The following is a 17,432-nucleotide window of genomic DNA, read 5'->3' as shown; positions in this document are numbered from 1 at the left end:
TTCTCTTATCCCGCGAGAACATCGGTTTTCGGATATTTTATCTTACTGTGATCCGGCTTTGCGATTGAAAAAGCAAGTGTCAGCGGACCCAGCTTCCCTACAAACATCACCACGATGAGCACTACCTTCCCTGCTTCGCTTAAATTACCTGTTATGCCCATGGATAAACCCACCGTTCCAAAAGCAGAGACGGTTTCAAACACAATTTCTATAAAGGTAAAGCCGCTTTCCGTATGGGTTAAAATCATCAGAGCAAACGTCACAAGCAATATGCTGCTCATGGCAATAGCCAGTGATTTAAAGACAAGCTCCTGCTTGATCTGACGGCTGAATAAATTAATCTCTGCTTTTCTTCTGAAAAAAGAAACAGTGGCAAGCAGAATAATCACAAAGGTCGTCACTTTTATCCCCCCGCCGGTTGATGCACTGCCTGCCCCAATAAACATGAGGACAATAATGAATAAAATAGACGAATCATCCAAACTGGCGATATCGAGCGTATTAAAGCCTGCCGTCCGCGGCGTTACAGCCTGAAAATAGGAGGCCCACAGCTTTCCATCCAGTTCCATTGATCCCAGCGTGAGAGGATTTCCATATTCATTCAGGAAGATGTAAAGCATTGCCACCACGTTTAAAACAAAGGTTCCAAGCACCATGATTTTTGTGTGCAGGCTCAATTGTTTAACAGAACGGGAATGCCAAAGGTCAATCAGCACAGTAAACCCGATCCCCCCAAGTATAAACAGAGCGGAGATGACGATATTAATAAGAGGATCATTTACATAGCCGGATAAACTATCTGCCTTTAACCCGAAGCCCGCATTATTAAAGGCAGATACAGCATGAAACAAGCTGAAGTAAAGCCCTTTTGCCATGCCAAACTCAGGGACCCATACAGTTGCGAGCAGCATAACAGCAAAAGCTTCTATAATAAAAGCAAAGATCGCAAGCTCGATTGCTAGCCTGATAATTCCTCCTGCACCATTTTGATTTAAGGACTGCTGGATAATGAGCCTTTCCTTAAAGCCGATCTTTCTTCCAAGCAAGAGGAAAATTAAAACCGCAAATGTCATAATTCCTAGCCCGCCAAGCTGAATCAGACACATAATCACAACCTGACCGAAAATTGTGTACATGGTCCCGGTGTCTACTACAGCAAGCCCTGTGACAGTCATGGCTGAAACTGCGGTAAAAAAAGCATCCAGCCAGCTTAGCTCTCCTGTAGAAGCGAAGGGCAGCTTCAGCAACAAAGTTCCGATAGAAATGCTAATGATAAAAACAGCAATTAAAAGCTGCGGGGGAGTTAACGTGCCCGTCTTTTTCATATAGGTCAGACTCCCTGCTTCTCAAATCGATGAAGTTTACGGTTTTCACCAATAACGATTAAAACATCTCCCTCAAGCACTTTGTCTTCTCCACTCGGTGATACAAGCATGTCATGGTTGCGGTAAATCCCAACAATATTACATCCGAACCGGTTTCTCACATTTAAAGTAGCAAGCGTCTTTCCTACAATTTTGGGTGTAGCTTTAATTTCCACCATGGAGTGCTCATCTGACAGCTCCACATAGTCAATAAAGTGCTCGGAAGTTAGACGGTGCGCGATTCTTCTGGCCATGTCTTTTTCGGGACGGATGACTCGTGTCGCACCAATTTTCTCCAGAACCTTTTGATGATATAAGCTTGACGCTTTTACCCAGATTTCTTTTACACCGATATCCGTTAAGATAATCGTAGTTAAAATGCTTGCTTCAATATTTTCACCAAATGATACAACGACCAGGTCAAAATTACGGATCCCAGCTTGAAGCAGCAGCTGTTCATCCTGGGCATCACCATGTACTACATGCGTGGCAAGGTCACTGTAACGATCTACTACTTCTTCATTGCGATCCATGGCAAAAACATCTGCCCCGATCTCATTAAATTCTTCTACTAAATGACCGCCAAAGCTGCCAAGACCTAATACAGCGAATTGTTTTCTCATCTTTCCCATCCTTCTTCCATCATTACTGTCATCGTTGCCTTTTTTGCACAAAAAAATCCACGAGGAAATTATCCTGTGGTCAGTTAATGGCTCACAAGCATCATTCTCTCTCCTTAACGCTTACGAGGTTAGCTGTCGGATTAGGGCATGAAGAGTAGCCCCGCCTTGAAACTAAAGGCTTCACCCCTTGCCTCCAAAAAGAAGGCATGTGTGGTTCCCCCGTTTTCCTTAAGAAATTCAGCGACTTAGAATCTTACTATGAGAGCAATATTACGCTCCTTCTTTAAAAGAGTAAAGAGGATTTACAAAAAAATATTATTTGCTCTTCTGCTCTGCTCGACCTATACTTTTCAGAAGAGAATTTATCAAAGAAAAGTAGAAAGGAGCCCGCCTCATGCAAAAACAGCCAATCCCCTCCAAGGAGGAATTAACGAAACGAATTGAGGTCTCTCAGCGCAGACGACCGGCTGATCTTGTCATAAAAAACGGCAGGATCATAAATGTGTATACACGGGAAATTACCACAGGTGATATTGCTATCATTAACGGAACCATTGCTGCGGTAGGAGATAATTATACAGGACTTAAAACGATCGATGCGAATGGCTTATTTGTTTCCCCTGGATTTATTGATGGCCATATTCATGTGGAATCAACTACTTTGACGCCGTCTGAATTTGCCAAAGTCATTTTGCCGCATGGTGTAACGACCATCATTACTGATCCACATGAAATTGCAAATGTGTTAGGGACTAAAGGGATTGACTATATGCTGCAAAATTCAGAGGATCTTCCTATAGACATCTTTTTTGTTCTGCCATCAAGTGTTCCTGCAACTTCTTTTGAACATGCAGGTGCTTTTTTAAATGCTGAAAGCCTGCGACCATTATATGATCATCCCCGCGTTTTAGGTCTTGCCGAGGTCATGGATTATCCTGCGGTTGTGAACACAGAGCCCGATATGATTCAAAAAATTCATGATGCCCGATCCCGCACCGGCATGATTGACGGTCATTTAGCCGGTTTATCGGCCGATGAAATCAATGGCTATCTAGCTGCCGGCATCCGGAATGACCATGAATGCACGACACCGGAAGAAGCCCTTGAGAGAATTCGATTGGGGATGCGGGTGATGATCCGCCAGGGCTCCGGATCTAAAAATCTTCCTGCCTTAATTCAGGCCGTTACCTATCAAAATGCTCATCGTTTTTCATTTTGCACCGACGACAAGCATATTGATGAACTGATACAGGAAGGAAGCGTCAACCATTGTGTGAAAGAAGCCATTCAACTCGGCCTTGATCCCCTGCTTGCTTATCAAATGGGAACCTTACATGCAGCTCAATGCTATGATCTGCATGACCGAGGAGCTGTTGCCCCCGGTATGAAGGCAGACCTGATTCTGATATCAGATCTTAAAGAAGTAAAGATCGAGAGTGTTATTCAAAACGGAGAACCTGTATCAGAGGGGTCGAAGCTTTTAAACGAGTGGTCCTATAAAGCTGACGGACTGGATGAATGCATCAATACCGTTCATTTAAAACCGGTATCAAAAGCACAGCTTCAGGTAAAACCGGCAAAAGAGATCGCCAATATTATTGAAATCATCCCTGGTCAAATCAAAACAAAGCACGTAAAAGAAAAGGTGGCGCTGGATGCTGCTGGTTTTTTTGATCCTGCTCTTAATACGGATCTTCAAAAGCTTGTAGTTGCAGAACGGCATCAGGCACTGGGGACTGTAGGTACTGCAATTGTTAGAGGGTTTGGTTTGGCACCGAATAGCGCAATTGCATCAACTGTCTCACATGATTCACACAACCTTATTGCTGCGGGAACCTCTGATGATGCCATTTTGCAGGCGGTCAATTGGCTGGAGCAAAATCAGGGCGGACTGGTTGTCGTTCAAGATGGAAAAATCATTGGAGAAATGGAGCTTCGTCTGGGTGGATTGATGTCGATAAAAAACGTGAAGGAGGCCAAGCACGATATGCAGACGGTTCTAGATGGCCTGCATCAGGTCTCACCTCATGCGGCCTTTAATTTATTTTCCATTCTTTCATTTTTAGCCCTGCCCGTCATTCCTTCTCTTAAGCTGACGGACACAGGCTTGTTTGATGTTATTTCTTTTTCGCATATTGATGTATGATCGTACATGCATTCGTTCGATTCAAACACACGTAGTCATTCGGAACAATAAAATCCGGACTCACGCGAATTCTGATAGCTGAATTCAAATGAGTCCGGATTTTTTAAAAATATTTTGTTATGCAAGGTCACACCAAACGGGCAATGGTATGTTTTAATGTATTAATAAAAGTGGCATATTCCAGCATATTATACCGATTTAATCCGTCTGCATGCTCAGGTTTAACACCGGTAATATAGGTTTTAGCTCCCATCAGCGAACAGTTTCCGATCAATTGGATAAGCTGCTCGATGCCTTCTGGTTCCATTTTTCCGACTGACTGCATGTCTACAATTAGTTCATGCACCCCATTTTGTGAAATATGCGATAAAATTCTGACTTTGCTTTGTTCAAGCAAAGTCCCGTCCAAATCACCAAATAACGGTATCAAAATGACAGATGGTGCGAGATGAATGATGGCAGTGGACAGCTCCTGAATTCGCTGAAAAGAAGTGTTAAGCTGGTTGTTTTTCAGCAGCAGTTCCATATCCGTTTCCTGAAGCCGTTTTTTATGCTCATTAATTTTAGTCATCAGTTCAAGCAGCAGAGCTTCCTGTTCCATGAATATGATGGAACAGGTTTCTTCTGTCCATTTTACGTGAAGTGTAAAAAGGGCTGTCTGATTATTTTTTGTGATCATATTTAATTCTATTTTTGACTGGGTGGTATCAAGCAAAAATTTCTCCGCTTTAGTTTGACTTTCTGCATCAATCCAGTCGGTAATCTTTTCTCCTTCGCCAAAAAGGTCCAACGCTTCTTCAGAAGATTGAAGAACCCTCATCTCTTTGTTCATCTCGATTGCAGGGAGAGCCAGTGTTTCAATGCTGCTCAATCTTCCTCTCCTCGCTTTCTGTCTTTCTCCATCCATTTAGATAAATCTTCCGGGGAGCGGACCATCGTAACCCGGTGGTTAATGGATTGAAGGGCTTCCTCAGCTTGAAGAGATAAATAACGTCCGCCTACCAGCAGCTCTGTTCCATCCAGCGTTTCCATGAAGCTTTGTATGTAAGAGGGAACCTTTTTTCCCTGAGCGAGCATGCTGGCAGATACTCCAACAACATCCGGCATCCAGACACTCGCCATTTCTTTCACATATTCAAGCGGCAGGTTAGCTCCCATCATTCTGACGTTATACCCCTCTTCTTCAAACAGCTGGGCCGTCATTCGAATTCCAAGGTCATGCTCCTCATTTTCCACACAGAAAAAAAGAGCCTTCCCCATTACCGAATCCTTTTGGTTGATTCTTGGCTGCAGGATCTCAAATTTATATCTAGCCAAAATAAAATCACAGGTTGCTGTAGCAAGATGTTCATCTGCCACTGAAATTTTATTTTCCTGCCATAAAGCCCCTATCTCAACCATTGAAGGGGTAATAATATGATGAAAGATATAATCTGTTTTCTTTCCCTCATCCACAGCCTGTTTAATAATGGACCAGCTTGACTCCTGGTCACCGGATAAAATTTCGTTCGTAAATGATTGTGTATACGTTGCAGTCATGCCTTCCTACACCCCTTTGGCCGATGTCCCCATAAAATTATTCATCTATATCCTGTACAAAGTATTTGCAGCAGTGCGGCTTTTTACCACTTGGAAATGGTTCATTGGCCGTTTCTGCTGTCTCCTTTGCATCATTGCAAAGAAATATCTCAGCACGAATACGATGATACATGCACGATCTTTTTCTTTATATAAATTGTCAGCTTTCTTAAGATAAAAGTCAAATAATCTTAATTACCGGGACCCATTTGGAGCACATTAAAAAAAGCATGCTGCCCGGACGGATTTATCATCCACACCTGAAGCAACATGCTTTATTTTAAGACTCGACAGACTGCCAATCTCCACGCTGAATCGTTACTTCTTTAAGATCCACATTCAACTCGCGGGCATAGCGTTTGATCTGCTTAACCTCCATAGGAGATACAAATGAAAGAACGGTTCCGCTTGCCCCTGCTCTACCTGTTCTGCCGGAGCGGTGAATATATTGATCCAAATCTTCCGCTGCATCCATGTGAATCACATAGGTTACATCCTGAATATCAAGGCCGCGTGTTGCCACATCGGTAGCAAGCATCAGGGAGAGATCCCCATTCCTGAATTTGCGCATGGAAGCAGCACGCTCTTCCTTCGAAAGATCACTGTGCAGCGGTGCAATCTCCAGATTCTTGTAATTGAGCTTTTCTGTTGCAGTAAGTACATCACGGACTTCACGCATAAATGCCAGTGATTTTTCTTTTTTCATGGAATCCATTCGAACGATCCGCCGGATTAAATCTATTTTTTCACGTGATTCACAGACCATGTACTGGTGAGTTACATTTGCTGCTTGGGATGCATCTCTTTCTACTCGGATGACTTCAGCATTTTTCGTGATCGATTTTCCGTGTTCCTCAATCTCCTTTGGAAGCGTTGCAGAGAACATGGCAATCTGGCGCTGATCTGCCAGTGTGCTTTTAATAATATCTGATATTGCCTGAGTATGCTCAGGCAGGAAAAGCTGATCCACTTCGTCAAGCACTAAAGTTGTGACTTCATGCGTTTTTATCTTTTTCTGCTTAATAAGTTCCAAAATCCGTCCAGGTGTTCCAATTAAAATATGCGGCTGTTTTTTTAATTTTTCAAGCTGTCTTTTTGGATTTGCGCCTCCAATGATAGAAGCAGCTCTTATACCACTCGGTTTCCCCCACGATTGAGCTACATCTAAAATCTGCATAGCCAATTCTTTTGATGGAGCTAAAATAATGGTCTGAGGCAGTTTTTTAGCAATCTCCATTTTCTCAATTACCGGAATGAGATACGCCAGCGTCTTTCCTGTTCCAGTCGGCGACTCAGCAAGAACATCCCTGCCGCTCATTATAAGCGGAATCACACGCTCCTGCACCGGCTTAAACTCTCCAAACCCCGCTTCCTTCCATCTATCCTCTGTTCTAACTAACATCTAAATCCACTCTCCGATCTTTCCTATTCATTCTGTTATTATACCACCGTTTGGAGAAATAGGGTAACTTCTGTAGTGCAGTAAAGCACAAAAGGGGCCTGGCCCATTTTGTGCTTTACTGTATAGAATCCTATTACTCGTGCAATAAGATTAACAAAAATAGTTAATAGGTTTAGTCTGATTTCTATTTTTTAGGGGTATGTATAGATGAAGTCAGGTTAAGGAGGAGGAACTGGGTATGGGTGATTTTTTTCGGCTGTTAAAAGGCGGAAATAAGCCGTCTTTTATGGCTGCCATCGTTAATACGTTTATTGGATTTTTAAAGTTAGGGGCATTTTTACTGACTGGAAATGTGGCAATGTTTGCAGAAATGATGCATTCATTCGGCGATGCTGCCAATCAGCTTTTTGTTTTTATCGGGTCAGCATTGTCGAAAAAGGCACCAACAGACCGTTTTCCAAATGGCTTTGGGAGACTCGTTAACTTAGTTTGTCTGGGTGCTGTTATTATTGTAGGAATCTTATCTTATGAAACAGTCAAAGAAGGAATTCATTATCTATTGCACCCGGGAGAAAGCACAGGGATCGCAATTACACTGACTGTTCTTGGAATTGCTGTTTTACTTGAACTATTTGTTCTGTATAAAGCGGCAAAAGAAGTTTTGCATGAAACCGGAAAAGAAGGAAGCGGATTATCAGTATTTGGACTGGGCTTTACCAATTTAAAACGGGCAAAACCGGCAACTAAGCTTGTTTTCATGGAGGACCTGGTTGCAACAAGCGGAGGCATTATCGCAATTATTGCTGTTCTTATTACGTATTTTACCGGCCTTGGGCAAGCAGAAGGAATTGCCTCGATTGTAATTGGATTGATGATGTTTTATGTGGTTGGTCGTGTATTTCTTGAAAACGCACGGGGCGCCATCGGGGAAACTGACGAAGAAATGCGCCAGCATATTGCAGGCATTATCCTCGCAGACTCACATGTAAAGGATATTCAGCGGATTGAAGTCGTAAAAGAGGGGGAGCATCTCCATGTAGAAGTGGAGATTGAAGTGGACCCGACGCTGACAATTGCTGAAGCCGATTCGATCAAGGATCGGCTGGCACTTCTGATATATGCACAAAAAGGAGTTACAGACGTCATCGTAGAATTTGATGAAGACAACCTCAAGGCAGACTGGGTATAACATCTTTTCACTTGCTGACTTGTGATCGTCATTTCTCATAAAGAAAAGGCTGGGACAACTTGAAGTTGAGTCCCAGCCTTTTTTTGAAATTAAATTTGCACATTCTGCCTTTTACAGAATCATTTTTTCCCTCAGCTGACTGTTGTGCAGATCGGCGTAAAAACCTTTTTGACTGATCAGGCTTTCGTGGTTTCCCCGTTCAATCAGCTTTCCGTTTTGCAGCACCATTATTTGATCGGCATTTTGAATGGTGTTCAGCCGGTGAGCAATAACAAAGCTGGTTCTGCCTTCCATCAGACGCTGAAGAGCTTCCTGGATTTTAATTTCCGTAATGGTATCGATGCTGCTTGTTGCTTCATCCAGCACAAGAATTTTCGGGTCAGCCAAAATGGCTCTCGCAATAGATAGGAGCTGTCTCTGGCCTTGACTGATCCCCTGTCCTTCCACTTGGATGAATGTATCAAACTGCTTGGGCATTTTCCGGATAAAAGATGCCGCATTGGCAAGTTCGGCTGCTTTTTCAACCTCTTCGTCTGTCGCAGTCAAGCGGCCGTAGCGGATATTTTCCCGAATCGTCCCTTCAAATAAAAAAGAATCCTGGAGAACAAAGGCCATATGACTTCTCAGTGATGACCGTTGAATGGTTTTAATATCCCTTCCATCCATTGTAATGACACCTTCATTAACATCATAAAAGCGTGAAAGCAAATTAATCATCGTCGTTTTACCGGCTCCCGTTGGTCCAACAAATGCCACGGTTTCACCGGGTGAAACGGTAAATGAGATGTCAGTCAATGTAGCCTCGTCTTTTTCGTATGCGAACGAGACATGAGAAAACGTGACTTCTCCTTTAAGGTCGTCTAATTGAACCGCTTCTGTTTCATCTCTGCGCTCTTCCTTTTCATCCATAATATCAAAAACCCTTTCAGCACCTGCAATAGCTGATAACAGGGTGTTAAACTGATTCGCAAGATCATTCAATGGACGGGTAAACTGTCGGGAATACTCGACAAAAATGACAATGACACCGATTGTCACCACTTCGTCCCCGTTTACGACTAATAGTCCGCCTACAAGGGCGATAATGGCAAAGCTTAAATTATTCAGGAAGTTCATAAGCTTTGGAATAAACCCTGAAAACGTCTGTGCCCAGAAGCCGGCGAGTCGCAGGCCTTCATTCTTTTCTTTGAATTGATGGATCACCTTTTTTTCCTGTGAAAAGGTTTTGATAATTCGCTGGCCTGATAACGTCTCCTGAATATACCCGTTTAAGTCCCCTAAATTTCTTTGCTGCTCCTTAAACAGTCTGCCTGTACGTTTTGTGATCCATTTTAACCCAAAGTACATGGCAGGAATCACCAGCAACGTAATCAGTGTGAGAAGAGGGCTTAAATAAAGCATGACAGCAGCCGTCCCAACCAGCGTTAATAAACTAGAAACAATTTGAATAACTGAGCTGTTTAAGGTAGAGCTGACGTTTTCCATGTCGTTGGTTACACGGCTCATTAATTCACCATGCTGACGTTTATCAAAAAAAGGAATCGGCAGCTTGTGCAGATGGTTAAATAATCTGGTACGCATGGTATAAACGGTGTTTTGAGCGATTCTGACCATCCACATTGCCTGAAACCAGGAGGATAGAGAATGAATGATATAAATAACTCCCAATATCCACAGCAGCTGTACAAGACCGCCTGCATCTTGATTTACGATATAATCATCGATTCCCATACCAACTAAAAAAGGACCGAGAAGCGCCATCGCTGAGCTTATCACAACCATTAGAATTACAAGGAAAAGCTTTCCCTTGTTCATGGCAAGGAACGACCATATTTTTTTTAGCGTACCGGCTGGATCCTGTGCCTTCTTTTTCTCATGCTGATTCCGGTTGGACTCATCGATCTCTGCAAAGGATCTTTTCTTATACTGAAAAGGTCTAACGACTTCTTTGAGCAAGGGTAAGCGCCTCCTTCCCGATCTGTGATTCAACAATTTTCAGGTAAAGCGGAGATCGTTTGAGCAGGTCTTCATGCGTCCCCTGAGCCAGAAGTTCACCTTCATCAAGAAGCAGGATATGATCTGATGCCATTGTCGTACTGATTTTTTGCGTAATCATAATGGTGGTACAGGATAAATCATTCAGGGATTCAAGAAGATCAGCTTCCGTTTTCATATCCAGTGCACTGGTGCTGTCATCCATTAATAGAATTGCCGGCTTTCGTACCAGGGCTCTCGCAATAGACAAACGCTGCTTTTGACCTCCTGAGAGATTGACTCCTTTTTGTCCAAGCTGGGTATCGTATTGCTTAGGCAAATTAATGATCGTATCGTGTATTTGAGCCCTTTTCGCAGCTTCCTGAATCGCTTCGAAGCTTGCTTCCTGGTCCCCCCATGCGATGTTCTCCCTCACTGTACCGGTAAAAAGCATTGCTTCCTGGGGAACAAAGCCGATTTGCTGCCGCAGATTTTCCAGCCTGTATGAAGTAAGGTCTCTGTTATCGATCAGGATTTTTCCGCCAGTCAAATCATACAGCCTTGGGATCAGCTGAAACAGAGTTGATTTACCTGACCCTGTCGCCCCCACGATGGAAACCCGCTTTCCTCCTTCTATTCTAAAAGAAAGATCACGCAGCACTTTTTCACTTGTCTCAGGATACATAAATGTTACATTTTCAAATTCAATGTCTCCTTCTTTCATCGCATGCTCTTCACTTGACTCTTTATCCAGTAAATCCACTTCTGTTTCCAATACTTCTCCGATTCGGCTGCCAGATGCTTTTGCTCTTGAGAACACCATAATAATCATCGTGACGATGGATAAGGCACCTGTCATCCGGGTTGCGTAATTAACGACAGCCACGACATCTCCTACACTTGCACGATTGGTGGACACTTCAACACTGCCATACCATAAAATCACGATAATGCCGGCATTCATAACAAGCAGGATAATAGGCATCGTCACTTCTACCAGGCGAAGCGCCTTGACGGTATTTTCCATCAGCACTTCACTAGATTGCCTGAACCGCTTCATTTCATGTTGAGCTCTTAAAAAGGCTTTAATTAATCGGATACCTGCCAGATTTTCCTGCATCACGTTATTGACGTGATCCACCCGTTCCTGAACAAGTTTAAAAAGGCCGCCCGCTCTTCGCATAATAAACAATAAAAACACCACAAGAACGGGAACAGCTACAACTAAAACCAGCGCAAGCCGCCAGTTAACTAACAAAGCCATGATGACGCTCCCGATCACTAAAAGAGGCGCCCGCATCATAATACGCAAACTCATAAAGACCGTATTTTGCAGCATGGTCACATCATTTGTGAGCCTTGTAATCAAAGAAGATGTAGGGGTCTTGCTGAAGTTCGTGAAGGAAAAGGATTGAACTTTATCATATAAAGCTTCTCTAACGTCAAATCCAAAGCTTTGACTGACATGAGAGGAATAAAAAGAGTTGGTTACACCGGCTGCAAAAGCCAAAAACGAACAGCCGATCAGTACGCCTCCCCAGAGAATAATGACCGAGACATCCTGCTCCAGAATACCGTCATCAATAATTCTGGCAATAAGCAAGGGCTGTATCAATTCCACTGCAAGCTCCATCAGCATAAGGGAGAGAGCAATCACGATGGCAATTCGATAAGGGGTTAAAAAAGGAAAAATCCGTTTCATTCTGTGCTCCTCCAGTCAGGCAAATGCGCTATTTTGTTTGATACTCGAAATAGTCTTTTTGAAAACTTTATCACAATTTTCTTAAATTGAGTAGACTGAGCCTGCGCTTCAGCTTAAAATTGCCTGGAACGAAACAGAGAGACTGTGACTAGTAAGCCACAGCCTCTCATGAATAGGTGCCAGTCCTTATTTTTCTGCCAGCACATCTGCAAACAATTTTCCATACTCGGGCAAATCCGGCGGGCGTCTGCTTGATACAATATGACCGTCCCTCACGACCGGTTCATCGTGCCAGGTTGCTCCTGCATTTATCATATCGTCTTTAATGCCTGGGGTACTGGTCACTTCTCTGCCTTGCAAAATTCCCGCAGAAATCAGGACCCAGCCGGCGTGGCAGATTTGTCCAATTGGTTTTTCATGCTTATCCATATGCCGGACCATAGCCAGCACTTCCGGGTATCTTCTCAATTTATCAGGAGCCCATCCGCCTGGAACCAAAACACCGTCGTAGTCGGAAGGTTCAATTTCTCCGAAGGCGTACTCGGATTGAGCCGGTACACCATACTTGCCCATATAGGTTTCTGCTTTATTTTCTCCAACTAAATGCACCTCGGCTCCTTCTTCACGAAGTCGCATAACCGGATACCACAGCTCCAGATCTTCAAAATCCGGACTGACTAAAGCGATCACTTTTTTTCCTTGCAGTCTCATTTTTAAAGCACCTCCATCTGGTAGTGTACCATTCCCTTAGTCAGTATTTCCAAAACGCAAAATTATGCTGTGATTACTGCTCTTCATCAAAAGGAATACAATCCCTCTCTTTTTCTGTATACTAAGGAGAGCAGTTAAAGAGAAAGGATGATAAAATGATTAAAATTACAGAATATACGGTTGAAAAAATAAACGATCCTTTTGGCATTTTAACAGGAGACCGTTATGAATACATGCTGGAAGTGGATGTTCCTGAAGACGATGAGCTTTACACAGAAACGGGAGTCGCTATTAAAGTTATTTTTCGTGTAGAGGACGGCAATAAAGGAATTGTGAAATATGATTTAATGGATAAAGCAACTTCCCAGCCGATGGATTTTGAACTTGAAGACGATGAATATGCTGAAATTGAAGCGTTCTGCTTATCCAATTTACCGGAAGAAGCATAAGAAAAAACCGCCAATTGGCGGTTTTTTCACTTTAAGTCCTTATGCATAAATGGACATTTGCCTGTAATCGGTTCGATATCATCACCGATAAAAAACTGCTTCCATTCATTGTGTTCCGGGTCTCCATAATGACTGATGTCCGGATGTTTAGGAAGCTGGTCCCATTTTTCCACCCGTTCACGGACTTTTTCGCGGGACATAATTCCGCCTTTTTCTGTTCCTTCAAGCCCCTGGAAAATGGCGCGCGGCTGGAATCCAAGGACCAATCCGTTTCCAAGGTTGCGGGTTTTGCGCTGCTTGTATGCCGGAGCGTTTCCAAAAACAAAGATGGGCTCACCTTTAAAATGAAAATCCCACAAAAAATGGTCGGGATCTTTCGGATGCTCCTCCGGCCATTCAACTGTATCCTGCTCGTGAAGATACTGAAGAATATCCCAGAATTGCTTTTGGTAAACGTCAAGCTCGCCTTCTTCTTCAAACGGCTCAACAAAAACAAAGAATCCGTGTTTGATCTTGGTAGCCTCATTAAATAACGCAAGAAATTCATCGAGCGCATCCGGCAGATTAGACCAGTCTTCTCTGGAAATATAGGCGTAGCGAAGCTCACCTTTTTTTTGCCCCTTCATGCCGAAGTAGCATGGAAACGTAGCATCTGTCACCGTTTCCTCAAATGTTTTATATTCTCTCACCAGCCATTCAGGCAGATTATCATGATCTTCCATTTGTTCTTTTGTCAGCAGTTTTGAACTTGTCGCAATCATTCACTCAGCCCCCATTTTTGATAAATACTGTTACTTCTACCCACTTCCAACCTGCGTAAAACAAAAGCAAACAGACATTTAAAAGTTTACGGGGAGTATTTACAAATATGCTTGTTTTACTTAACTTTTATAAGGACTTCATCTTCAATCCATGCAGGATAAAACTCGAATTCAATATACAAAGGGTTGGTGAATTCTTCTTTGGGAATATCAAAGCCGAACCGGGTTGAGCCTTCTCCTGTTGAATTATAAGATCCTGACATGCCAAACTCCTTATCTTCGCTGTCCTTTATTGAGCCAAATGGAACAAATCCATAGTTTTCATCAGCAATACTGAAGAAAGCTGTCCCGTTTGAGATTTCATCAAAGACAAGGCGATTACCATTTGGCTGATGAAGAATGGCACGCTGTTCTGTATCGAACACCAAAAATTCATCTTCTTTATCAATTGCCTGCATTTCATTTATTTCCAGGTACAGCTCATCTGGATTTTCAAAATAGTTGCTCTGCAAATAAATAGACCAGCCGGTTTCATTGTCTCCACTTGAAGTTAAACCGTTTGAGGACCCTGACCACTCTTCTCCATCTTCATTTACAAGGCGCATAGATTCAAAATGCAGAATTTTTTTGGTGTTATCAGGATGTGCTTTGATCTCAACAGCAGTTCGAATTGGATAGACGATCACTCTTTCGATGATCAGCGACTGCCCTTCAATGTCAACCGTCTGGTTAAGCTCATATACGTGCTTAGTTTCCTCCGAGTGTTCAATTGAAAATGGGATGGAAAAACTCTCTGATGAAGAGGCTCCCTCAATTTCTGCATTTAAAATATAGTCAGTATCAGTTGATAGTTTTGAAAACATGACTTCAACCTTGGACGTAAAACCGTCGCTTTGCAGGAACGGTCCCGTATCATAAGAAGTCACTGCTTCAAGTTCACTTCCATCAGCAAGAGTTAATTCAGATTTTTTTATGGTTAACTCTTCTTGCGTTTGCTCTGTTTCTATAGAATAAAAGACTACCATACCCTGTTCATCAGCGATTGCAGAATCAATGGTCAGCTTCATCCCATCGTTTTCCTGAGACACACCTATGTCCTGCATAAATTCATTTTCCAGAGCGGACATCAACCCTTTATCATGGTGAATCAGTTCAACCATTTTCTCCATTCCCGGAAGTGAAGCCACATGACTCGCAAAAGCAGGGGATACCCGGATGGAAGCAATGAAAGCAAAGACCAGAATAGATGCAGCAATCATTGGCACGATCCAACGCCCTATTTTCCTTATACTCTTTGTTGACTCCATATGTGCCCGGCTCATTCCTTTAGAAATTGATTGATCCAAACGGTCTGATGGTATTTCTATTTCATCGTATTTTTGTTTGTGCTCTTGTAATCTATTTTCCTCATTTTGATACACGCCTCTTACCTCCTTCCTCTGTCATATGTTCTTTTAATTTGGCGAGCGCCTTTGTCAGCCAGGTTTTAATGGTTCCTTCCGGCCGGTTCCATAATGCAGCTATGTCCTTAATCTTTAAGTCGCTGAAGTATTTTAAATGAAGCAGTTCCCTTTCGTTATCTTCAAGCATCTGCATCGCATCTTCTAATTCAAAGAATGAATAATCGTCTGCAGCGGCAATCTGGTTGATTTTGTCATCATGAAAAACCATTTGCTTATGCTTCTTTTGTTCATCCTGGCAATAATTGATCATGATCCGAATCAGCCAGGTTTTTATGTATGCAGGATTTTTTAAGCTGCGGATCGATTTATATGCTCTATACGTAACTTCCTGCACCGCTTCGAGTGCCTCTTCTTCATCTTTTAAAAACGCAAGAGCCGTCTTATATAAATCGATTTTATAGAGATGGATTACCTGCAGAAAAGCAGTATCATCTCCAGTGATTGCTTTTTGCACCACATCGCCTTTTGCCATCTCCTCACCTCTTTTTGTTATAAAATTATCTCAACTTGTTAATTTTCTCCTATACATTAGACAGAGTAAATTGAAAAAAGTTTTACATTTATAAAAGTTTTACAAATTGTTTAGAAATAGAAAAGGCTGGGACAAAAGTGTCCCAGCCTCTTTAACCGGTTCGCTGCGCTTCAGGAGATCCTTTTTTATCCTAAGATAAGTACTACCTTACCATATAGCTTTTTTGAACTTTTACTTAGCCAAGGCCGTTTACGGCTTCCGCTTAGGCATCCAAACACGATCTTCATTTTTCGTATCAGGAAATTTTTCTCCCGCTTTAAGTTTTATTTGATTTGGATCGTTGACGGTACTACCTGTTTCACCAATTTCAACATAGTACCCATTATTCGGTGCTTTTTGTCCAGGCTTAAATTGATGGTTTTGTCCCATGTATTTCACTCCTTTGCTCTCATTAGTATGACCGCTGATCTTAAATTTATTTAGCAGAAATGCCCCGGTTCGAACCAATGCAAGTGTGTTGGCATATTGCTGTGTAATATCAAATTTCGCTGGCAGTTCTACCTCACTAAAATATAGAAATCCCCCGCCTGGTCTGTACCACTCTTCATTTGTATACGTATGGCGGCAATTTTCCCATGCGGTGTTCAGATCCGGACTCCAAATATTTTCGTCCATTTGCGGGGAAAATAGTTCGGGCCAGTAGTCCGCTCTTGATCCCGTATGAGGCTTGGAAGCGGCAAATGAAAGAACAGCCTTCAGCTGGTACGGAGAAGTAAAAAGCATTCCATACAGTTTTTTGCCTAGTTCAATTCTCTGTTCCAATGGAGCAAAATGACTGACATTTAAACCAATCACTTTTACACTCTCCCCTTCCTTATAAGGGAATATGACATGGTTTAAATGAAATGCTTCCTGCAGCTTAAAAACAGCTGATGCATAAACATGTTTGCGGTAATAAGGACTGGATATGAGGCGCAGCTCTATGTAATGCTGCTCATTGATAATTAACGCAACCGTCAGCAGCTTTGAATTTGCATGTCGCAAAAACGACTGCCAGACAGGTTCCATAAAAGCAGAGACACAAAATTGAGGAAGAAGATGCATGTAATTCTTTTTTTCTTCTTTGCTTTTTTCATACAGCAGGAGCTGTGAGTAGGCGTCGTGAAAAATAAAAGCATTCGCTTTCTCCAAAAACATAAAAAAGTCTTTTCTCGGGTGGGATGCAAACACATGTTTAAGAAGACTCCCCTTTAAATCCGTCATATTCCAGCCTCCATTTCGGGAGACTACATGAGCAAGGAGAGCCCAATGGACCTCAGGGTGCCTGCGATAAAATTCAAGATAGGCTTTTGTTCTGGTCAAATTGTTAAGGTTTAATAAGGCAACCTTGCTCTTTATTTCATCAACCAGCTTCTGTTCTTCCAAGCAAATAGACTGGGTTTCAGATTTCACTTGAAAAGGCCATTGTTGGATTAATTCTATTTCCTTCATTGTGTATGATAATTTAGTCCGCGGCACCGTATAAGTCTTCCTTTCCACCACTCCATTTAAAAACAGCTCATGATCATGACATGAGCTGTAATACTTTATTAACATAA

At 42.5% G+C, this 17,432-nt stretch carries 15 protein-coding genes and 1 riboswitch; of the genes, 3 read left to right on the top strand and 12 right to left on the bottom strand.

What is annotated here, in order from left to right; translation table 11 throughout:
* Window positions 1–5: 5 nt before the first annotated feature.
* Both P6709_RS16045 and P6709_RS16040 read right to left on the bottom strand, forming a co-directional pair.
* Complete coding sequence (locus P6709_RS16045) at window positions 6–1,325, bottom strand: TrkH family potassium uptake protein (RefSeq protein WP_278241953.1); 1,320 nt, start codon at window positions 1,323–1,325, stop codon at window positions 6–8.
* Window positions 1,326–1,330: 5 nt separating this feature from the next.
* A complete protein-coding gene (locus P6709_RS16040; protein ID WP_278241952.1) occupies window positions 1,331–1,987 on the bottom strand; it encodes a potassium channel family protein in 657 nt (218 codons plus the stop codon).
* Between the two features lie 102 nt (window positions 1,988–2,089).
* A riboswitch (cyclic di-AMP (ydaO/yuaA leader) is annotated at window positions 2,090–2,240 on the bottom strand.
* Window positions 2,241–2,381: 141 nt separating this feature from the next.
* Here P6709_RS16040 and ade point away from each other — a divergent pair.
* A complete protein-coding gene (ade, locus tag P6709_RS16035) occupies window positions 2,382–4,133 on the top strand; it encodes an adenine deaminase (RefSeq protein ID WP_278241951.1) in 1,752 nt (583 codons plus the stop codon).
* Between the two features lie 127 nt (window positions 4,134–4,260).
* On the opposite strand, the gene P6709_RS16030 is transcribed toward ade, so the two are convergent.
* The 3 genes from P6709_RS16030 to P6709_RS16020 form a co-directional block, all read right to left on the bottom strand.
* Window positions 4,261–5,004, bottom strand: a complete 744-nt coding sequence (locus P6709_RS16030; RefSeq protein ID WP_278241950.1) for an STAS domain-containing protein — start codon at window positions 5,002–5,004, stop codon at window positions 4,261–4,263.
* Window positions 5,001–5,672: a cobalamin B12-binding domain-containing protein gene (locus P6709_RS16025; RefSeq protein ID WP_278241949.1), complete on the bottom strand. Its 672-nt coding sequence runs from the start codon at window positions 5,670–5,672 to the stop codon at window positions 5,001–5,003. The genes P6709_RS16030 and P6709_RS16025 overlap by 4 nt, the downstream gene beginning before the upstream one ends.
* A 319-nt stretch (window positions 5,673–5,991) precedes the next feature.
* A complete protein-coding gene (locus P6709_RS16020) occupies window positions 5,992–7,113 on the bottom strand; it encodes a DEAD/DEAH box helicase (RefSeq protein ID WP_278241948.1) in 1,122 nt (373 codons plus the stop codon).
* A gap of 238 nt (window positions 7,114–7,351) precedes the next feature.
* On the opposite strand from P6709_RS16020, the gene P6709_RS16015 reads away from it, so the two are divergent.
* Entirely contained in the window at window positions 7,352–8,302 is a 951-nt protein-coding gene (locus P6709_RS16015) for a cation diffusion facilitator family transporter (protein WP_278241947.1), read from the top strand.
* A gap of 111 nt (window positions 8,303–8,413) precedes the next feature.
* Here P6709_RS16015 and P6709_RS16010 read toward each other — a convergent pair whose 3' ends face one another.
* From P6709_RS16010 to P6709_RS16000, 3 genes are all read right to left on the bottom strand, one after another.
* The gene (locus P6709_RS16010) at window positions 8,414–10,258 is read right to left on the bottom strand and encodes an ABC transporter ATP-binding protein (protein WP_442905355.1); all 1,845 of its coding nucleotides are present in this window, start codon (window positions 10,256–10,258) and stop codon (window positions 8,414–8,416) included.
* Window positions 10,239–11,978, bottom strand: coding sequence for an ABC transporter ATP-binding protein (locus P6709_RS16005; protein WP_278241946.1), 1,740 nt, complete (start codon window positions 11,976–11,978; stop codon window positions 10,239–10,241). Before P6709_RS16005 ends, P6709_RS16010 begins: the two co-directional genes overlap by 20 nt.
* Window positions 11,979–12,164: 186 nt before the next feature.
* Window positions 12,165–12,689, bottom strand: coding sequence for a type 1 glutamine amidotransferase domain-containing protein (locus P6709_RS16000; RefSeq protein ID WP_278241945.1), 525 nt, complete (start codon window positions 12,687–12,689; stop codon window positions 12,165–12,167).
* Window positions 12,690–12,844: 155 nt separating this feature from the next.
* Here P6709_RS16000 and P6709_RS15995 point away from each other — a divergent pair, with 155 nt between their 5' ends.
* Window positions 12,845–13,138, top strand: a complete 294-nt coding sequence (locus P6709_RS15995; protein WP_278241944.1) for a DUF6509 family protein — start codon at window positions 12,845–12,847, stop codon at window positions 13,136–13,138.
* Between the two features lie 26 nt (window positions 13,139–13,164).
* Here the strand turns inward: P6709_RS15995 and P6709_RS15990 are convergent, their stop codons facing one another.
* From P6709_RS15990 to P6709_RS15975, 4 genes are all read right to left on the bottom strand, one after another.
* A complete protein-coding gene (locus P6709_RS15990; RefSeq protein WP_278241943.1) occupies window positions 13,165–13,899 on the bottom strand; it encodes a YqcI/YcgG family protein in 735 nt (244 codons plus the stop codon).
* 116 nt (window positions 13,900–14,015) lie between these two features.
* On the bottom strand, window positions 14,016–15,320 hold the full coding sequence (locus P6709_RS15985) for a DUF4179 domain-containing protein (protein WP_278241942.1): 1,305 nt from the start codon (window positions 15,318–15,320) through the stop codon (window positions 14,016–14,018).
* The gene (locus P6709_RS15980) at window positions 15,307–15,834 is read right to left on the bottom strand and encodes a sigma-70 family RNA polymerase sigma factor (RefSeq protein ID WP_278241941.1); all 528 of its coding nucleotides are present in this window, start codon (window positions 15,832–15,834) and stop codon (window positions 15,307–15,309) included. Before P6709_RS15980 ends, P6709_RS15985 begins: the two co-directional genes overlap by 14 nt.
* 249 nt (window positions 15,835–16,083) lie before the next feature.
* The gene (locus P6709_RS15975) at window positions 16,084–17,325 is read right to left on the bottom strand and encodes a YjzC family protein (RefSeq protein ID WP_278242042.1); all 1,242 of its coding nucleotides are present in this window, start codon (window positions 17,323–17,325) and stop codon (window positions 16,084–16,086) included.
* Window positions 17,326–17,432 lie beyond the last annotated feature (107 nt).

The organism is Jeotgalibacillus sp. ET6, from assembly GCF_029667115.1.
Taxonomy (GTDB): domain Bacteria; phylum Bacillota; class Bacilli; order Bacillales; family Jeotgalibacillaceae; genus Jeotgalibacillus.
This window is presented reverse-complemented; position numbering and strand designations above follow the sequence as displayed.